This is a genomic window from Rufibacter sp. DG15C, from assembly GCF_001577755.1.
In the GTDB taxonomy this organism is placed as follows: domain Bacteria; phylum Bacteroidota; class Bacteroidia; order Cytophagales; family Hymenobacteraceae; genus Nibribacter.
The window spans coordinates 161,590-179,161 of sequence record NZ_CP010776.1 but is presented as its reverse complement, the minus strand read 5'-3'; the positions used below and the strand labels follow the sequence as shown (position 1 = coordinate 179,161).

The 17,572-nt window shown below is 49.7% G+C and carries 17 protein-coding genes; 5 read left to right on the top strand and 12 right to left on the bottom strand.

Annotation, left to right across the window (positions count from 1 at the left end):
• The first annotated feature begins 6 nt into the window (after positions 1-6).
• Positions 7-921, top strand: coding sequence for an EamA family transporter (locus tag TH61_RS00835; protein ID WP_066504628.1), 915 nt, complete (start codon positions 7-9; stop codon positions 919-921).
• A 73-nt stretch (positions 922-994) separates the two neighbouring features.
• Here the strand turns inward: TH61_RS00835 and TH61_RS00830 are convergent, their stop codons facing one another.
• On the bottom strand, positions 995-1,741 hold the full coding sequence (locus tag TH61_RS00830; RefSeq protein ID WP_066504626.1) for a thermonuclease family protein: 747 nt from the start codon (positions 1,739-1,741) through the stop codon (positions 995-997).
• A gap of 400 nt (positions 1,742-2,141) precedes the next feature.
• Here TH61_RS00830 and TH61_RS00825 point away from each other — a divergent pair, with 400 nt between their 5' ends.
• Positions 2,142-3,422 (top strand): ammonium transporter, encoded by a 1,281-nt coding sequence (locus TH61_RS00825; protein WP_231862272.1) that lies wholly within the window; start codon positions 2,142-2,144, stop codon positions 3,420-3,422.
• A 108-nt stretch (positions 3,423-3,530) separates the two neighbouring features.
• Positions 3,531-4,238: a DNA alkylation repair protein gene (locus TH61_RS00820; RefSeq protein WP_066504620.1), complete on the top strand. Its 708-nt coding sequence runs from the start codon at positions 3,531-3,533 to the stop codon at positions 4,236-4,238.
• 42 nt (positions 4,239-4,280) lie between these two features.
• Here TH61_RS00820 and TH61_RS00815 read toward each other — a convergent pair whose 3' ends face one another.
• The 5 genes from TH61_RS00815 to TH61_RS00795 form a co-directional block, all read right to left on the bottom strand.
• A complete protein-coding gene (locus TH61_RS00815; protein WP_071887745.1) occupies positions 4,281-7,952 on the bottom strand; it encodes an AAA family ATPase in 3,672 nt (1,223 codons plus the stop codon).
• 157 nt (positions 7,953-8,109) lie between these two features.
• Positions 8,110-9,054: a hypothetical protein gene (locus TH61_RS00810; protein ID WP_066504615.1), complete on the bottom strand. Its 945-nt coding sequence runs from the start codon at positions 9,052-9,054 to the stop codon at positions 8,110-8,112.
• A 385-nt stretch (positions 9,055-9,439) separates the two neighbouring features.
• The gene (locus tag TH61_RS00805) at positions 9,440-9,847 is read right to left on the bottom strand and encodes a DUF1761 domain-containing protein (protein WP_231862271.1); all 408 of its coding nucleotides are present in this window, start codon (positions 9,845-9,847) and stop codon (positions 9,440-9,442) included.
• 39 nt (positions 9,848-9,886) lie between these two features.
• Complete coding sequence (locus TH61_RS00800) at positions 9,887-11,212, bottom strand: hypothetical protein (RefSeq protein WP_071887744.1); 1,326 nt, start codon at positions 11,210-11,212, stop codon at positions 9,887-9,889.
• Between the two features lie 46 nt (positions 11,213-11,258).
• The gene (locus TH61_RS00795) at positions 11,259-11,570 is read right to left on the bottom strand and encodes a putative quinol monooxygenase (protein ID WP_066504611.1); all 312 of its coding nucleotides are present in this window, start codon (positions 11,568-11,570) and stop codon (positions 11,259-11,261) included.
• A 440-nt stretch (positions 11,571-12,010) separates the two neighbouring features.
• Between TH61_RS00795 and TH61_RS00790 the strand changes: the two genes are divergently transcribed.
• A complete protein-coding gene (locus tag TH61_RS00790; RefSeq protein WP_066504609.1) occupies positions 12,011-12,538 on the top strand; it encodes a hypothetical protein in 528 nt (175 codons plus the stop codon).
• A 130-nt stretch (positions 12,539-12,668) separates the two neighbouring features.
• Entirely contained in the window at positions 12,669-13,139 is a 471-nt protein-coding gene (locus TH61_RS00785; RefSeq protein ID WP_066504606.1) for a DUF4440 domain-containing protein, read from the top strand.
• Between the two features lie 65 nt (positions 13,140-13,204).
• Here TH61_RS00785 and TH61_RS00780 read toward each other — a convergent pair whose 3' ends face one another.
• From TH61_RS00780 to iscU, 6 genes are all read right to left on the bottom strand, one after another.
• The gene (locus tag TH61_RS00780; RefSeq protein WP_066504604.1) at positions 13,205-13,726 is read right to left on the bottom strand and encodes a GNAT family N-acetyltransferase; all 522 of its coding nucleotides are present in this window, start codon (positions 13,724-13,726) and stop codon (positions 13,205-13,207) included.
• 182 nt (positions 13,727-13,908) lie between these two features.
• Positions 13,909-14,967 (bottom strand): NAD(P)-dependent alcohol dehydrogenase, encoded by a 1,059-nt coding sequence (locus tag TH61_RS00775; RefSeq protein ID WP_066504601.1) that lies wholly within the window; start codon positions 14,965-14,967, stop codon positions 13,909-13,911.
• 190 nt (positions 14,968-15,157) lie between these two features.
• Positions 15,158-16,093: a pyridoxal-phosphate dependent enzyme gene (locus TH61_RS00770; protein WP_066504598.1), complete on the bottom strand. Its 936-nt coding sequence runs from the start codon at positions 16,091-16,093 to the stop codon at positions 15,158-15,160.
• Positions 16,094-16,306: 213 nt separating this feature from the next.
• The gene (locus tag TH61_RS00765) at positions 16,307-16,633 is read right to left on the bottom strand and encodes an iron-sulfur cluster assembly accessory protein (protein ID WP_066504595.1); all 327 of its coding nucleotides are present in this window, start codon (positions 16,631-16,633) and stop codon (positions 16,307-16,309) included.
• Positions 16,634-16,655: 22 nt separating this feature from the next.
• Positions 16,656-17,063 carry a hypothetical protein gene (locus tag TH61_RS00760; protein WP_066504594.1) on the bottom strand — a complete coding sequence of 136 codons (408 nt, stop codon included), beginning with the start codon at positions 17,061-17,063 and terminating at the stop codon, positions 16,656-16,658.
• A gap of 19 nt (positions 17,064-17,082) precedes the next feature.
• Positions 17,083-17,496: a Fe-S cluster assembly scaffold IscU gene (gene iscU / locus TH61_RS00755; RefSeq protein ID WP_066504592.1), complete on the bottom strand. Its 414-nt coding sequence runs from the start codon at positions 17,494-17,496 to the stop codon at positions 17,083-17,085.
• Positions 17,497-17,572: the final 76 nt, after the last annotated feature.

Genomic DNA, 17,572 nt, shown 5'->3' with positions numbered 1-17,572 from the left:
ATATTCATGTCACATCACACAACGGCTGCGGCAGAAACGCCTGCCAGCTGGCTTAAAATCGCGGCTTTTGCCGCGATTTACATTATATGGGGTTCTACCTATCTGGCTATTGTCTTCGCCATAGAAACGTTGCCACCGTTTTTGATGGCCGGTCTTCGGTTTCTGCTGGCGGGTGCCTTGCTTTACACGTTTGCCAGGTTCAAAGGCGCGCAGGCGCCCTCTAAAATCCATTGGCGAAGCACTTTCATTATTGGCGGCTTGCTGCTTCTAGTGGGAAATGGCGCCGTGGTTTGGGCGGAACAATACGTGGCCTCTGGCATTGCCGCACTTCTGGTGACCACTGAGCCTTTATGGATAGTGGCCTTGCAATGGGCAGGCAAAGAAAAAACCAAGCCCAATAAGATTGTTCTCTTAGGGATGCTCATTGGCATTGTAGGAATGCTGGTGTTGGTCAATCCTTGGGAAGCCGCCGGAAGCATTGAGCTCTGGCCATCTCTTGTCATTTTCATTGCGGCGGGTGCCTGGGCCTTGGGGTCCTTGTATTCCAATTCGGCGCCTTTGCCTAGCTCTCAGGTGTTAACCACAGGCATGCAAATGCTGTGCGGAGGTGCCTTGCTCTTATTGGCAGGCACCGTGGCCGGTGAATGGCAGACTACCCAGTGGTCTGCAGTAAGCCAACAGTCCTGGTTGGCGTTTGGGTATTTGGTGGTGTTTGGGTCTTTGATTGCCTTTACGGCGTACAGCTGGCTTACCCGGGTAGCCCCGCCTGCCCAGGTCTCTACCTATGCATATGTAAACCCGGTCATTGCAGTTTTTCTGGGTTGGGCGCTGGCCAATGAAGAAATCACTTTGCAAACCTTGGCGGCCACTGCGCTACTGGTAACGGCCGTGGTCATCATCACGCTTAACTCAAAACATTAAAAGAATGGCTGATCGTCAATTGCTGATTGCTTAGAATTATCTCAGAAAGGAAACATCCATCAACAATCGGCAATTAAATAGCGCAGATGCGACAAGCTTTGCGGTTTCTGTTGCCGGCAACTTCATAGGTGGTTCTGATGATCTTGCTTTTGCAGGTGACAAGGGCGCGGCAGCCTCGGTCTAAATGGTAGGTGGTGGCGCCTTTGCTTTCACATAGGTAAACGGCAGCACCTGCGCTGGCAGAGCGTTCCACGTCATTGGAATGGACTTCTTTCTGTTGTTTGTTAGCAGCCGACTGCGCTTTCCTGTTGTTCCTGAACTCCCAAGGCGCCAACGGCGATGGCCAGTCCCATAAACCTCGTTTGTCCAGGCGCGCTTCTTCTTCCAGCCTGCCTAGCTCTGGGTCTTTGGAATAGGCTTTGTAATGCCAGGCAAACCCGTTCTTCACCATTTCATAATTGAGGTTTCTACCGTCTGGCAGGTAGATGATGCCCACCGTGCGGCCGTAGCGGTCAATGTCTTTTACCTCTAACCGCACATCCTTCCCGAAGCAAAGCTCAGAGATGAACTGCCGCGCGCGGGTACCAAAGTCCTGGTTTTTCTCTGGGGCGTCAATCCCGTACAACCGCACCCGCAAGGGCTGGCCATCTTTCAGTAATTCAATGGTGTCGCCGTCTTTAATAGCAATTACGCGGTGATAACCAGTGGGGGAGACGGCAATGACTTCTTCTTTTTTCTCAGCGGTCTGCTGGCAACCCAACAGCAATAGAATCCAGAGGAATGACAGCAGCGCAGGAGGGAAGCGGAAGTAAGGTTTCATGTGTAGACTCAACTGAAAAAAGGATACTAACTTATCTTTTACGAGGATAACCCCAAACCGGTATTTCTAAGCGTATTTCTTTTAAACGGACTCAGGTTTTAGGCAAATACCATAAAATATTTTGAAGAAAAGCTGATTGCCCAAAATTTCATTCTTTCTCATTTAAAAGAGTTTCTGTAATCAAAATCACAAATAAGATATCAGCCGAAAAGGGTTTTTGATTAGAATGAAAATAATAAATGAAAAGTTAGCAATGAAATTAGATATACGTTGAGTTATCGGTGAAATACAAACTACATAAATGATGAATTATTAAATATATTGACTTTATGTTGTGTGTTTGATAATGTATTAGTCGTTTGTTTGCATGGTTTCTAAGCTCTCCAAAATTCCTTTCTTTATGTTGCTTGCGGTAGTGGTGGGAACGTTTGTTTTCCCTGCGCTGCCAAAGCCAACTACTCTAAGCCAGATAAATGCGGCAGACACCGCCTGGATGCTGACAGCCACGGCTTTGGTATTAATCATGACCCCAGGGCTGGCCTTTTTTTATAGCGGGATGGTTAACCGCAAGAATGTGATCTCCACCATGCTGCAGAGTTTTATCTGCATGGCCCTGCTCACGGTGGTTTGGGTAGTGGTTGGCTTTAGCCTGGCTTTCGGAGATTCTGTGGGTGGCGTCATCGGAAACCCTGCCACCTTCTTTATGATGCGCAATGTCTTGGACGGCGCGCCTTGGGAGCTGGCACCTACCATTCCGCTGGCCTTGTTTGCCATGTTCCAGCTCAAGTTTGCCATCATCACGCCCGCGCTCATCACGGGAGCCTTTGCCGAGCGCATCAGGTTCACGTCTTACACCATTTTCATCCTGCTTTTTTTTGTGTTCATCTACGCGCCGCTGGCGCATGCCACTTGGCACCCGCAAGGGATTCTGTTCCAATTGGGTGTGTTGGATTTTGCCGGTGGGACGGTAGTGCATATGTCGGCGGGGTGGGCAGCGCTAGCTTCTGCCATTTACCTCAAGCGTCGACACGAACCCAGCCACTCGCCAGCCATGGTGACGTTTGTCTTGCTAGGCACGGGTTTGCTTTGGTTTGGCTGGTTTGGGTTTAATGCGGGTTCAGCATTAGGCGCCAATGCTTTGGCCGTTACGGCCCTGGCTACCACCATGGCGGGATCGGCGGCGGCGGCGCTGGCCTGGATCTTCTTTGACGCCGTTAAGGGCCGGAAACCTTCTGCCATGGGCACCTGCATTGGGGCGGTAGTGGGCTTGGTGGCCATCACACCGGCCGCCGGGTTTGTGACCATGCCGCATTCCGTGGCCATTGGCGTCATTGCCGCCATCATCAGTAACCAGTTGGTGGATTGGCGCTCCAAAACAAACATAGATGACACCTTGGATGTGTTCCCCTGCCACGGCGTAGGCGGCATGGTGGGCATGCTGCTAACGGGCGTCTTTGCGCACCAGAACGTGAACAGCGCCAATACCACAGGCAACGGACTTTTCTACGGCGAAACCAAGTTGTTCCTGATTCAGTTGGGCGCCATGGTAGGAGTTTCGGCCTTCGCGTTTGCAGGGTCTTTTGTGCTCTTGAAAGTCACGGATGTCATCTCCCGATTGCGGGTGTCTGAAGAGGAGGAGCGGATGGGCTTAGACCTTTCCCAGCATGGGGAGAAGCACTGACGTTTTTGACCTGATTTCCGGAAAACAAGCCAAAAAAAGAGGTAAGGATGAAATTGCGGATACTTCAATTTTGCTAGCTTTACCGCTGTATTCCTTATTCAAGTGACCATGACGGTAGAATCAGTTTTAGAGCAATTGGCGGCTCTGGGCAGTGAGCAAACCAAGAAGACCTTGCTGCGCCACGGCGGACCAGAGAACATGTATGGCGTCAAAGTGCAGGACCTGAAAAAAGTCCTGAAGCAGACCAAGCAAAACCACGCCCTGGCCCTGGAAGTCTACGCCACCGGGAATTCTGATGCCATGTACCTAGCCGGCCTCATGGCCGACCCTAAACAGATGAGCCCGACAGATTTACAGGTCTGGGCAGAACAAGCCAACTGGTCCATGCTCAGTGAGTACACCGTTCCCTGGGTGGCCGCCGAAAGCGGTCATGGCTTAGAAATGGGCGTATCCTGGATTGACTCTGACCAAGCGCTTATTGCCAGCGCCGGCTGGAGTACCCTGGGCAGTTACGTGGCCCTGCAACCAGATGATCAATTAAACCTAGCCCTTCTGGAGCAGTTGCTAGAGCGGGTGAAAACCTCCATCCACGCCTCGCCTAACCGCGTGCGCTATACCATGAATAATTTTGTGATTGCGGTTGGCTGCTACGTAGTGCCTTTGCATGAGAAGGCCCAAGAAGTGGCGCAGGCCATAGGCGAGGTACACGTCTCTATGGGCGATACCGCTTGCAAAGTGCCAGAGGCTGTGGGCTACATTCAGAAAGTGGCTGGAATGGGAAAAATAGGCCAAAAACGGAAGACGGTGCGCTGTTAGGTATTTCATTCATACCGTTGCCTCCACCTTGCCAGCTCAATGCTAAACCAATACTCCCGCGTTCACTACCTTTATTTGGCTTCTGCCTCCGGCGTGCTTTTCTACCACAATCTGCGTGCTGATGCGCTCTTTCAAGGCTTCTACGTGCGAAATGATACCGATCATCTTGCCGCTGGCCTGCAGGCTCTCCAAGGCGTCCATAGCAATGTCCAGGGTCTCTGCGTCTAGCGTCCCGAAGCCTTCGTCAATAAACAATGAATGAATCTGGGCTTTGTGGCTGGCCAAGTCTGACAAGCCCAGCGCCAGGGCCAAGCTCACAAGGAAACTCTCTCCCCCCGACAAGGAATTGACGGAACGAACGGCGTCTCCTTGATACGTGTCTACTATCTGCAGCTCCAGTTCATTGTCCTGGCTTTTAAGGATGCGGTACCGGTCGTTCAATCGCAGCAGGTGGCGGTTGCCCAGTTCCACCAGTCGGGCAAGGGTGAGGCTTTGCGCGTATTTGCTAAATTTCTTGCCGTCCGCTGATCCTATGAGGCGCGCCAGCTTGTCCCAGCGATTCGCTTCGCCTTTCTGCACTTCTAGTTGCTGGGTGAGCGACTGGTGCTTGGCGCGCAAGTCGGTGTCTTGCTGCAACTGCATCTCCAGGCGGGCAATGTTGGCCAAGGTTTGGTTTTTCTCCTCTTCCAGGGCCTGGACCAGCGGCGCTATTTCCTCCAGGGTAAGTTCTGTGAGGTGGCGCTCTTTTTCTGTTGTGTATTCTTGCTGTACCTGCTGCAGGCTGTGTTGTACCTCGGTTAAGGTTTTGCGCAATTGCTCCTGTTGCGCCCGTAGGGTAGTAGCTTCCTCATCGGGTAATACCAGTGCTTGAATCTCTGCCAAGGACGCAAATCCCAGCGGCTGAATCTTGTTTAGTAACTGGCCTTCCAACTGCGCTAAGGCTTCCTGGTTGGTGGTTTGGTCCTTTTGCTTGGCAGCTAATTGATGCGTCAATAGGTTCAGGTGCTCTTGTGCCTGTTGCAACGCTGTTTCTGAAGTCTGCAAGGCCTGAGCCGCCTGTTGCACATTTTGTTGCAGGCGCTGTTTTTCTGCCTGAGGTTCCTGGCCTTCGGGTAAAAGAGCATACCGCTGGGTGCGCAGGTCATTTAACCTATCCTTAGACGCTTGAAGCTGTTCTGCTTTATTTTGGGCTTCAGTGGTTTTTTCTTGTAGGGTGGCTATGCCGTTTTCTACCGTTGCTTGCGCTTGTACCAACTTCTCGCGGATTTCTGGCAATTGCTGTTTTTGCTGCTCAAACGCTTGCCGACGGGCTTCCAGTAGGGCCAATAACTCGGCGCCGTTGGTACCGGAGTAGGAGAGGCCATACGTCCCGAAGAACCCTTTGATGGTATCAGAAATCACCTTTTCCTGTTCAGCGCAGTCTGATAGCTCTCCTTGCAATTGTTCTAGGCGGGTTTGGGCGTGCGCACGGTTTTGGGCTGTTTTCTCAATTTCATGCCGAAAACGCTGCTGCTCAGAAAGCAATTGCTGTTCTGCTTGCTTTGCCTTCTCCAGCTGGGTTCTTAGGCCGCGCAAGTTTTCTAAGGTAGCAGTGGCGCTTTGCAATTCGGTTTTGCGGGAACTCCAGAGCTGTTCAATGACCTCAGATCCGGCAATCTCATGCACAAGATCCAGCAATGAATTCAATTCTGAAAACTGTGTTTGAAGGGCTTTGGTCTGGGTTTCTTGCGTCGTGAGCTGCTCCTGGGTATGCTGTTCGGCAATTTCCAGACGGTGCACGGCCGCGGCCAATTGGCGCTCCTGCTGGTCCAGTTGCTGCAGGCGCTGTTGCTGGGTTTGCAGGTTTTGCTCGGCTTGGTTTAGTGTATGCGGCTGGTGTTCTTCTACTAAAGGATGGTGAGTAGAACCACAGAGCGGACACGGTTGCTCTGGCTGCAGTTGGGCGCGGGCGTCTTCATATTGCTGAATCTGCCGCTGCAAATCCAGAATCTGCTGTACATCTTTCAACTTGTCCTGGGCCTGGTCGCGCTCGGTTTTGGTGTGGGCCAGCGCCGTGCGCTGCTGGTGCAGGTCTTGGGTGGTCTGCGCCAAAGCTGCCTGCAGCTCCTGCCTGCGGGTTTCCTGCTGCAGATAACTCTTGCTCAGGTCCAGTTGCTTTTCCAGTTGGCTGCACACAGTGGGCAGGCGCTGGCAGAGTTGTTCCAGCGCTTCGGGTTTCTGGCCTTGCAAGACCGTGTGGGCCTGATCTTGTACCTGCGCCAATTGAGCTTGCTGTTCCTTTAGCTGGAGCTCAACCTGCTGTAACTGGTTTTTGAACTGGGCTTCGTTTTTGGCCTCGTTTTCAGAAATCAGGCTGAAATCAGCGTGTTCCTTCTGGTATTTGGCTTGCTGGGTACGCACGTCGCGCAGGCTCTTGGCCTCCGCCCGAACCTCTGACAAACTCTCGCTCAATTCTTCATCCTGCCTATGCTGGGCAAGCCATTGGGACACGTTTTGCTCCTGGACGGTGAGCGTTTTAAGCTCTTCTTGCTGCGCGTTTATTTGTTTAGATAGAGCCTGTACCTGCTGTTGCAGATGAGCGCTTGAAACTTCGTCTTTGGTGAGCTGGGCTTGTTGCGCGGCCAGTAGCGAATCTTGTTGCAATACCTTGTCCAGACGCGGTTCAGCTTCTGACAATAGTTGCTGGGCTTTCGCATGCGTCGTACGGGCCGCCTCTGCAGCAATAATCTGCGAAGCCACGTTTTGCTCCTGTGCAGGCATCTGTTCTTGCAGGAGTTTAACCGCGGCAGTAATCTGTTCTCCCTGGCTGCTAATCTCTGCGTACCGAGCTAAATCCCGCTGGAAGGGCTGGGTCTGCTCATGCTTTTGCAGCTTTTGTTGTTGCGGCATCCAAGCCTCTTGCTGGGCTTGCGCGGTAGCCAACTGTGCTGTGAACTGGGTTTCTTTGCCTTGCAATTTTTGCAAGTTCTCTAGCCAGGCTTTTTCCTGCAGATGGTGTTGGGCATGTTGGTGCGCCAGTTGCGCGGCGGCTTTCAAGTTGGCTACTTCCTGGGTGAGGGCTTCGCGGGATTCTTCTGGAAGCAGTTGGTCTAGTTGCAGGCGCATCTCAATGTCCTGCAGTTTTTGCTTCTCGGTCTTCGCCTTTTCATATGCGGCCATGGAAATCTGGGAGTAGATGCGCGTGTCGGTGAGTTTCTCCAGGAGTTCGCTGCGTTCGCTTTCGCTGGCCTTCAGGAAACGGGTGAAATCCCCTTGGGAGAGCATCACGGAGCGTAGGAACTGCTGAAAGTCCAGCCCGATGATGTCGGCTACGCGCTTGGGCACCTCGCTGGGTTTCAAGTCGAAGGGTTCACCGTCCTCCACCAGGCACAGTTCCATGTGCACACTCTGGAATTCGCCGGTGGCTTTTCCACGGCTACGGCGCAGGGACCAGGTGGAGCGGTACTGTTTGTTGTGGGCAATGAACTCCACTTCAGACTTGCACTCCCCGGTGTGGCGCGTCATGATTTCCCTGATAGGCTTTCCCGAGTTGTGGCGGGGCACCTCGCCGTAGAGCGCCACTGTGATGGCGTCCAAAATGGTGGTCTTGCCCGCACCCGTAGGCCCGGTAATGGCAAAGAGCCCACTTTCACTCAAAGGAGCCTCGTCAAACCGAATAAGGTGCTCTCCCTGCAAGGAGTTGAGGTTGAGGAAACGAACAGAAGTTATCTTCACGGGATTGGAAACTAAGCGAGTTAGTAAAGATAACAGGTTTTGGAATGCCCGCGGAAGGTGATTTTTGTTTTTGGCGTAGTTTGGCCAAAACAGGCTGAAAATGGAAAGTCCAGCCTCGAAGTGAATGCTGGACTTTCTAAATAATATTGATTAAAATCTATAATTTAAGCTTAAAGGTCTTAGCTATTTTCTTAAAATCATCTAAGTTTAATTTGTAATTATCTATTGCTGACGCATGTATGATGTAATACTCTCCTGTGCCTTCAAAAAGCATTACAAAGTAAATGATTTCTTTTTTACTGCTTTTATCAATTCTGTCTGTTATTATTTCATACCCTTCCATTCCATCAATAGTGACAGGGGAGATTTTATCAGTATGGACTGTGGTATGTTCTGGTAATGATTTAAGTTTTTTGATACTATACTCCTTCTTATCCCCAATTATGTTTTTACCAAACGAGTTAATAATCATTATAGAGGCATCGTCTGGAGATGAGGTAGGTAATTTGCCATCTTTTGTATAGGTTAAACCGCCTGCTAAAAAAGAAGCAACTTTGAAATCCGTACCCTTTGTATCAATTCTAAATTTAGCCGCTTCTTCAAAGTTTTCATTTTGATTTTTATTTAATGAGGAAGACAAAAGTGATTTGTGAATTTCACTACCTATAGAAGGATAGTCTATTGGATACAACCCGTTGACCATTACTGATTTTGTAGAATCCCCAAACACAAGAACTTGTTTCTGATAAGTCTTCCCATAAACTTCCTGTGTTACATAAAGTAGAAGGGCTGGAGCATTTTGATGTTGGATTTCTTCTTTCTTAGAAAATTTCATTCCTTGTTTAGCTAAAACTTCGGGAGTAAAGGAGTTAAGTATCTCTCGAGTAGAAACAGGAAACTCTATAACTATTATAGAAGCGCCAATCTCTTCATTTTGAAACCCACTAAAGTTTACTGCTTGGATAAAACCATTTGGAGGAATTAAGCTCACCTTTGTGCCAGGTACCGCAATGGAACTTGCTTTTTGACCTAAAGAAACAACTGAAATTAGAAGTAAAGGAAGTATGAATCTAAGTCTCACTTTTTCTTTTAAAGTTAACAAGTATTAAAATGTTAGGAGGAAGAGTTTTTCTTTTTTATCCTAATTCTATGAAAACAACCTGAAAATGGAAACGCCAGCTTATTGTATGAAGCTGGCGTTTTCTAGATGTGGTATGCTACTAATGAGTGATATAGTACAGAAACTCCCCTACGCTTTTGCCGGCCATATAAATGAAAATGCCAGATACCATAATTAAGGCCGTTTTGATTAGCCACGGTTTAGCCGGAGGGTTTAATTTTATCATTTTGTTTTCAAAATCTTTCAAAGTTTGTTCAAACTTTTTCATAGGGTGCTTATTTGTAGGTTAGTAGTCCTGCTTTTTGAAATCTGTTTTTAGCCTCAAATCCATAAAACAGGCTAAAAACGCTACCTATGAGTAGCCTTCTTATTTCCAGGCGCCTAGAATGGCCCCCATCACAGTGAAGGCAACGGTCATGTAACCGCCATTGATGAGAACGTAAGAGATTGGTCGCCTTTCAAACAAAGAAATTACACCCATAGCTAAAGCCACCCATCCGAAGCCCGCCATAAATCCTGCCATCGCGCCAAAGGCCATGTCACCGGCACCAATAAACAAGGCCAGGTTCAAGGCCATGAAAAAAGACAGCACAAAGGCCAACCCGAAGATGAGCGCCATGTTAGGGCTGCCCATGTTCTGCGGGTCAAACTTGTTGGCGCGCATCCAGGGGTTGGCAAACAGCAACGGAGAGTACCAGAGTCCGCCAATTAAGAATGTAGAGAGGGCAGCTACGGTTACAGCCAGCCAGTTCAAGTTTTGGAAAGGAGTGGACATGTCCATAAAGGGTATTTTGGTTAAGGTTAGTAGTGGTGGCTATTTCTTTTGTTGAAGCAGCTGAGAAGGCGTGACCTGGTTGCTCAGGAGTTCCCCGAACAGCTGCCAGCGTTTGTCGGTGGCCGAGGCGGTGCCGCCTTGGGCTTCAATGTACTGCTTGACCAGGTCCTGGCCGTAGTTGTAGTTGATGACGTAGCTGCGGTATTTCTTGATGAAGTCCACAGATTTGGCGGCGCTCGCTTTTTCATACAAGCCTTCTTCTACCAACTGCTTAGCGGCCTGGGCATCTGAGATGGTGCCGGCCAGTAGTTTGCGGCCCACGTCATTGCGCACGTAGTTGAGTTTGCCCATGAGCGCGCTGGCTTTGTAATACAGGCTGAGGTGGGTAGTGTCCAGTCCGGCCAAAGGCAGCAGGACCTCACGCGCGTACCGCTGGTGCTCTGCCGCCGGAAAGGCCACGCTCACGCCGTAGTTGGCGCTGCCCTCGGCAATGAACGACTGCGGGCTGAACAGCGGGTACAAGGAGATTTCCAAGCGGCCTTTGTCTTGGTACAGGTTTTTTTCCAGTAGGGCATTGTAGACGTGGTGACCGGGATAGCCTTCATGGCAGGCCAACAGAATAGCGTCATTAATGCTCTTAGGCAAGTCTGTATTCACCTGGATAATACTCTTCAGATTGCCCTTGTACCAATTATAACCAGACCAGGGCTTGTTGGTGACATACTCAATTACAAAGGACTCTTGGGCTGGCAATTTAAAATGCTGAAGCGTGCGGCGGCGGGCCTCAGCCACGGCGGTTTTAAAGACGGTGTCCAGTTTGGCTTTGGGGATGTTGAACTGGCTGGCCAGCTTTTGGTAGCGCTCCTGCACAGGGCCTGCGCCTGGCAACAGGTTGTCCAGCTGCTTGACAATCTTAGGGAACGTGCCTTCCGGGAAATGCGGGGCCTCTACGCCAAACAGCTCTTTGGATTCTTCGTCAAAGGTGCCGGTTTCACCTGAGACGATTCTAATGCGCCTTCCAAAGGCTACTAATTGTTGGGAAATCCATTGGGCGCGGGTTCTGGCTTCTGGCTCAGCCTCTGGGGTGTCAAAGGCTTTGAACTGCGTGAGCAGGCTATTTACCTGGGCCAGGAGAGAATCTTTGGGGAAGGCAGGAAGCTTGTGTGTGGTAGGCTTTAACGAGTCTGGGCCGTAGTAGGCGTCTACAAAGTCGGGGTCATACTGGCCAATGGTTAAGCCCAGGCGCACGTACTGCGCGGCCAGTTGATTGAGTTGGGCATCATCATCCGTTTTTAGGCTCTTTTTGCCAGAACAGGCCAAAAACAGTAGTAGGGCCAACAAGAGGCACAGGTTTTTCAATTTCATAGAAGTGCTTAGTGCTATAGGTGATACTTAAGATCAGGATAAGGTTTTACCGTTTGCCGCCTACCAGGGTCAGTTCAATTTTTTCGGGTTTGCCCGCCAGCAAGGGCATGGCCTGCGTGATGAGTTCCCGGCACCCGGCAATGTGCAGGGAGTTGTCGTGGTCTTCCTCTGAGTCCCAAATCTCGCTTATATAGATCCAGTCCTCGTTTTGCGTGTCTTTGTAAACCAGGTATTGGTGGCACCCTTGGGCCGTGGAGACCAGTTGGGCGGCTTGCAGCAGGATGCTTAGAAGTTCTTCGCGCTGGCCAGCTTGGGCCGCCATCTTCCCGAACAGGGCGTATTTATTAGAGTTTTCCATAAGGATAGAAAGTAAGTGCTAAGGTAAATTTTGTGAAAGGAGCGTACTTGAAAGCAGAATACTCCCTACAAAATTGCGCCTTCTAAGGTACTAGAATATATTATTTAATATATAGTTTGAAGATAATTCTATTATAGGATATCAGTCTGTAACCGTTTGTATATCAGTTGACTGAGGTATGATGGGTAATGTTTAAAAACTTTTGATGAAAGACTCTAAGCGCAGAATACACTACAGAAAAGTATCTAAATGGAGAAAGAAGCAGTATAAGCCCAGAGGCAGTTGGCCAAAGTACTTTATGATTTTTGGCACGGAACTTGAATAAAGACTGTCAGAACGAAATAAACGATTTTGTAACACTCTGAAAAACTTGGCACGGAACTTGAGTATTACCAGCCAAACAGAGTAAAAAAACTTCTCCCACTATAAAAGAAACTGTTATGAAAAAGGTAAGTGTAATGTTAAGCCTGGTGCTGATGATAGCTTTAGTGTTAAGCGGTTCTGTTCAAGCACAAGAAAGAAAAAAATGGAGCCCACAAGCTAAAGGCGCTGTCATTGGCGGTGTTGGTGGAGCTGCCGCTGGTGCCATCATTAACAAAAGAAACCGCGCCGTTGGTGGTGTAGTAGGTGGTGTTGGTGGAGCCGCCATTGGTTACGGTGTTGGTAAGATCATTGACAACAAACAAAAGAAAAGAGAGGCTGAGCGTGTAGCCGAGTTCAACAGAACCGTTGCCGCCAACAGAGCCTACGCATATAGCTCATCTAACAGATCTTCTGGGTCTAGCAAAAAATCTACAGCCACTAAAGCTGCCGTTGCTGCCCCAGCCGCTACTATGGCCTACACTGGCTATACTGCTGGTCAACCACAGATCATGAGCATGGATAACATGGCTTTCTTGCCAAACGAGGATTACGGCGACTACTCTAAACCTTACTCTAACACAGAGTACAGAAGAAAGAGCTGGTAAGCAGGAGTGCTTCAATAAAAAAGCCCGAGCCCTGCGCTTGGGCTTTTTTATTGCCAAATCTCAAAAATATTTGAAACTCCTAATATTCAAAGGGAGTATGAGTCATAACAATCACTAAAACTAAGATTCTATGAAATCTAATACGTTAATGTTCCTGATGGTCCTTCTGGTAGGATTCTCTTCTTGCTCCAAGATGGATGAAAAGAAAGAACCCTTCAACGTGTCTACGCTTAGCCAACAATTCATTGGCGCCTGGAACAGCAAAAACTCCAGCCAGTTAGACACTCTGTTGGCAGAAGACGCCCACTTTGTACAAGGCGAAGTGCATTTTAACGGCAAGGCCGAAGTTTCTCAGAAATGGGTGCGTGAGACCATGGGTACCATTGAAAACCTGAAGACCTTTGCTATTAGCTCTGGCGCCGATGAGACCGTTGCCTTTGAGGGCGGTACCTTCACGGTAGACGTAATCCCAGAAAGCCGCGAACTGCCAAGAGGCCAAGGCGAGGGTAACTACATGTTAGTCTGGAAAAAGAACGACAAAGGCGCCTGGAAACTCCATTACGCCCAGCTAGAAGACCACCCGGTAGAAGTTAAGCGATAAGCTTCTTAAGGGTAAATAAAGTAAAAGGAAAAGCCGCTGCAGAAATACTGCAGCGGCTTTTCCTTTTACAACTTAATGTCTGTCTGGTTGGAGTACAGCTTGAGTTCTTCGCCGGTTTCTGGCCATTGGAACAGCCTTTGGTAGCGCAGACCTAGTTTCTCTAACAGCTTTCCAGACTTCTCATTGTTTGGCGTGGTATAAGCTAATAGAGTGGTCATGCCTAGCATGTCTTGTCCGTATTTAAGGGTGGCTTGGGCCGCTTCCAGGGCATAGCCGTTTCCTCTGTAGGCTGGTAAGAAGGCATAGCCAATATCTGGGAAAGGCAGGGCCTCGCGCCTTAGCAAGCCACAGGTGCCAATAGGCGTTCCATCTGCTTTTAGCTTGACTAGGTACATGCCAAACCCAAGTTCACGGTAATTTGTAATGGGGCCATTCTCCAGGTAAAAACGGGCCTGGTCTAGAGTCTTCACGTTTCTTTCCCCAATAAACTGGATACAGGCCGGGTCATTCAACAACTCCAGGATAAACAGTGCATCCTCTTGCGTGAGGTAATTAAGGGTCAGGCGTTCGGTTTCTAAAAGGGGCATGGCAGCAGAAATGAGCTTTAAAGATAATCAGTTGCTTCAGCATTAAAAGCGAAATGCTATTCAAGCGCCTGTCCTCCTAAGGTTACACTTGTTTTTAGCCTGTTTGTTGGAAATTAGGCCAAAAATGAAAAGAGCCAGCTCCCCTACAGGGAACTGGCTCTTTTCATGCATATCAGTTTGGATTAAGAATGTCCGTTCTCCAGAGTAGACATGTCAATCACGAAGCGGTATTTCACATCGCCGGCCAGCATGCGGTCATAAGCAGTGTTAATCTGCGACATGCTTATCACCTCAATGTCTGACAAGATGTTGTGCTCAGCGCAGTAGTCCAGCATTTCCTGGGTTTCGGCGATGCCGCCAATCAATGAACCGGCGATGCTGCGGCGCCCAAAAATCAAGGTGCCCGCGTGCAGTTCTGGCGCCTCTGGTGGAACGCCTAACAGAATCATAGTCCCGTCGCGTCTCAACAAACCGGCATACATATCCAGACTCACTTTGGCAGAAACCGTGTTGATGATGAAGTCAAAATACCCGCGCACTTCTCTCAGGGCGTTCTCGTCTTTGGTCACCACAAACTTGTGGGCGCCCAGAGACTGAGCATCGGCTTCTTTGCTAGGCGAAGTACTTAGCACGGTCACCTCAGCACCCATAGAGGCCGCCAGTTTCACGGCCATGTGGCCCAAACCACCCAAACCTACCACGCCTACTTTATGGCCTTGGCCCACTTTCCAGTGTCTCAACGGCGAGAAGGTAGTGATGCCGGCGCACAGCAATGGCGCCACGCGGGCCAGGTCCTGGTCCTCTCTAATCTTCAGGACGAATTTCTCTGAAACCACAATCTGGTTGGAGTAACCGCCATAGGTGGGGGTGTCCATGCCTTTTTCGGGGCTGTTGTAGGTACCCGTAAACCCGTTCTCACAGTACTGCTCATACCCGTCTGAGCAGCTGGGGCAGGACTGGCAGGAATCCACCATACAGCCCACGCCGGCCAAATCACCTTCCTTGAAATTCTGGACGTGGTTTCCCACTTTTAGTATGCGGCCCACAATCTCATGACCCGGCACTACGGGGAAATTGGTGCCGGCCCATTCGCCTTTGGCGGTATGTAAATCTGAGTGGCACACGCCACAAAATTGAATTTCTAATAAGACGTCATGCGGACCTACATCCCGACGCTGGAAATTAAAAGGCGCCAACGGCGAGTTGGGGTCAAAAGCGGCATATCCTTTGGTAGCAAGCATTTTTATAAGGTTAGGTGTGCAGATGAAAAGCTTAATCCTAAAGATACGGGAAGCAGGAGAGTAAGATATCCTTCTTTTTCCAAGATGCTGCTAAAGGCCTATTGCTCAACTGCTGTCTTCCAGGAAACCACCAAGGCTTTTCGGCTGCAAAGGCGCCAAGGGTTTTCGGCCTGATTCCCGGAAAACAAGGCTAAAACGGGAGCTTGGTCAAGTCCACATTTCCACCGGAGAGCAGGATGCCTACCTTCTTACCTGCATAGTCTTGCTTGTTCTTTAACAAAGCAGCGAAGGCCACGGCGCTGGAAGGTTCTATCACAATTTTCAGGCGTTCCCAGACCAGGCGCATGGCGGCAATAATCTCTTCTTCCTCCACGCGTATTATCTTCTCCACGTGCTTTTGGATGATGGGGAAGTTGATGTCGCCCAATTGGGTTCTGAGTCCATCAGCGATAGTGCTGGTGGTTTCATTGGATTCAATCTGGCCGCTTTGTAACGACCGATAGGCATCATCTGCCCCGAACGGTTCGCCGCCCACTACTTCGCAATCCTGACCAAAATAATGTGCCGCCAAAGCCGTGCCGCCAATCAACCCGCCGCCGCCCACGGGCGAGAAGATGAAATCCAAATCCGGATAGTCTTCCAATAGCTCCAAGGCCGCGGTGCCCTGTCCCAGAATCACCTCCAGGTCATTGGACGGATGGATGAAATAGGCGCCGGTTTCTTTTTCTACCTGCGCCGCCATTTCCTCGCGGGCAGCGGGCGTAGAGGCGCACTCAATGATAGTGCCTCCATACCCCACTACGGCGTCTTTCTTTACCTGCGGGGCATTCTCAGGCATGACAATGTAGGCCTTCACACCGATGCTCTGCGCTGCCAGGGCCAAGGCCTGCGCGAAGTTCCCCGAAGAGTGCGTCACCACGCCTTTGGCCTTCTGGGCGTCAGACAGCTGCAAAATGGCATTTACCGCCCCGCGCATCTTAAAGGCTCCCATCCGTTGGAAGTTCTCGCACTTAAAGAAAAAAATAGCGCCCGCTTGCTCGTCTAACAGTCTGGACGTAAGCACCGGCGTGCGGTGGATGTAAGGGGCAATTCTGGTCTGGGTGGCAAGCAGGTCTTCTCTGGTCATGGCGCAGAAGGATAGGAGTGAAGGTGGGTTTTGCTTCGCAAAGGAAGTAAAATGGCGCAACAGTTAAATTACTCAACAAGCAGTAAAATAGAAGAGCATATACAAAACCGTTTTTGGCTTGTTTTCTGGAAAACGGGTCTAAAACGAGGAGTCGGCCATATAACAGAAAAGCCACCTCAATGGGTGGCTTTTCTGTTATACTAAATACGTTGCTTACACAGAGAAACTGTCGCCGCAGCCGCAGGTACGGCTGGCGTTGGGGTTGTTGAAGTAGAAGCCTTTGCCGTTAAGGCCGTCAGAGAAATCCAACTCAGTGCCTGCCAGGTAGAGGAAGCTTTTCATGTCTACTACCACCTTCACGCCTTTGTCTTCAAACTCCTGGTCCATGGGCTTCACTTCGTCGTCAAAGTCAAGCTTGTAGGACAGACCGGAGCATCCGCCGCCGGCCACCGAAGCGCGTAACCTGAAGCTGTCATCTATGTTAGAATCCTTCTTCAGCTTTTCTACTTTCTCTTTTGCTTTATCAGAAACGGTAATCATACGCGTATCCTCCTTTCTTTTTCTAAGAGACCGGGTTCAAGACCACACTAAACACCGTGATGGTATTCATGTCCCGGCCATAGTACAGTTTATCTAAGGCGTCATACATGTTAGAGGCTCTAAAGTACGAGGTGTTGAGCTCGCGCTCACCCCGGGCCATCCACTGGATAGTGAAAGAACTCTCCTGGTCACGTGACTGACGCACATAGTCCAACATCTTCCGTAAGGCGTCCACGCGGTCATAGCCGGTTACTGTGTGCAACAGAAACGACTGGTGGTGGCGCGGGTTTACGGTAATCAAGTCCAAACGCATCCGGTCTTCCATGGGCCTGAAGTCAAACAACAGCTGGCTGCTGTCCAGGCCCAAATGGTCTTCTATCTGCTTCTGTATACGGGCACTTTCTACGTGCGCGTTAGTGGAAACATCCATGCGGTGCGTCTTGGGTTGATTAATGATGAGACTTAGCTACTTCTAGTGGCTCCATACCGTTTTTAACGCGGTAGTCATTGATAGCCGCTTTGATAGCATCCTCAGCCAAAACAGAGCAGTGAATTTTTACTGGCGGTAAGGCCAATTCTTCCACAATCTCCATGTTGTCAATGGCCAGGGCCTCATCTACGCTCTTGCCCTTCAACCACTCAGTAGCCAAAGAAGAAGAAGCGATAGCAGAACCACAACCGAAGGTTTTGAACTTGGCGTCTGTAATAACCTGGTTCTCATCTACCTCAATCTGAAGACGCATTACGTCACCACACTCAGGGGCACCTACTAAACCAGTACCAACGTTGTTTTTTGCTTTGTCCAGCGTACCCACGTTGCGCGGGTTGCTGTAATGGTCAATTACTTTATCTGAATAAGCCATAGCTTTTTATTAATTACGAATGATTAATGAGTAATGATTAATAGTGGATTTGACCAATTAGTCTAAATCCACTGGT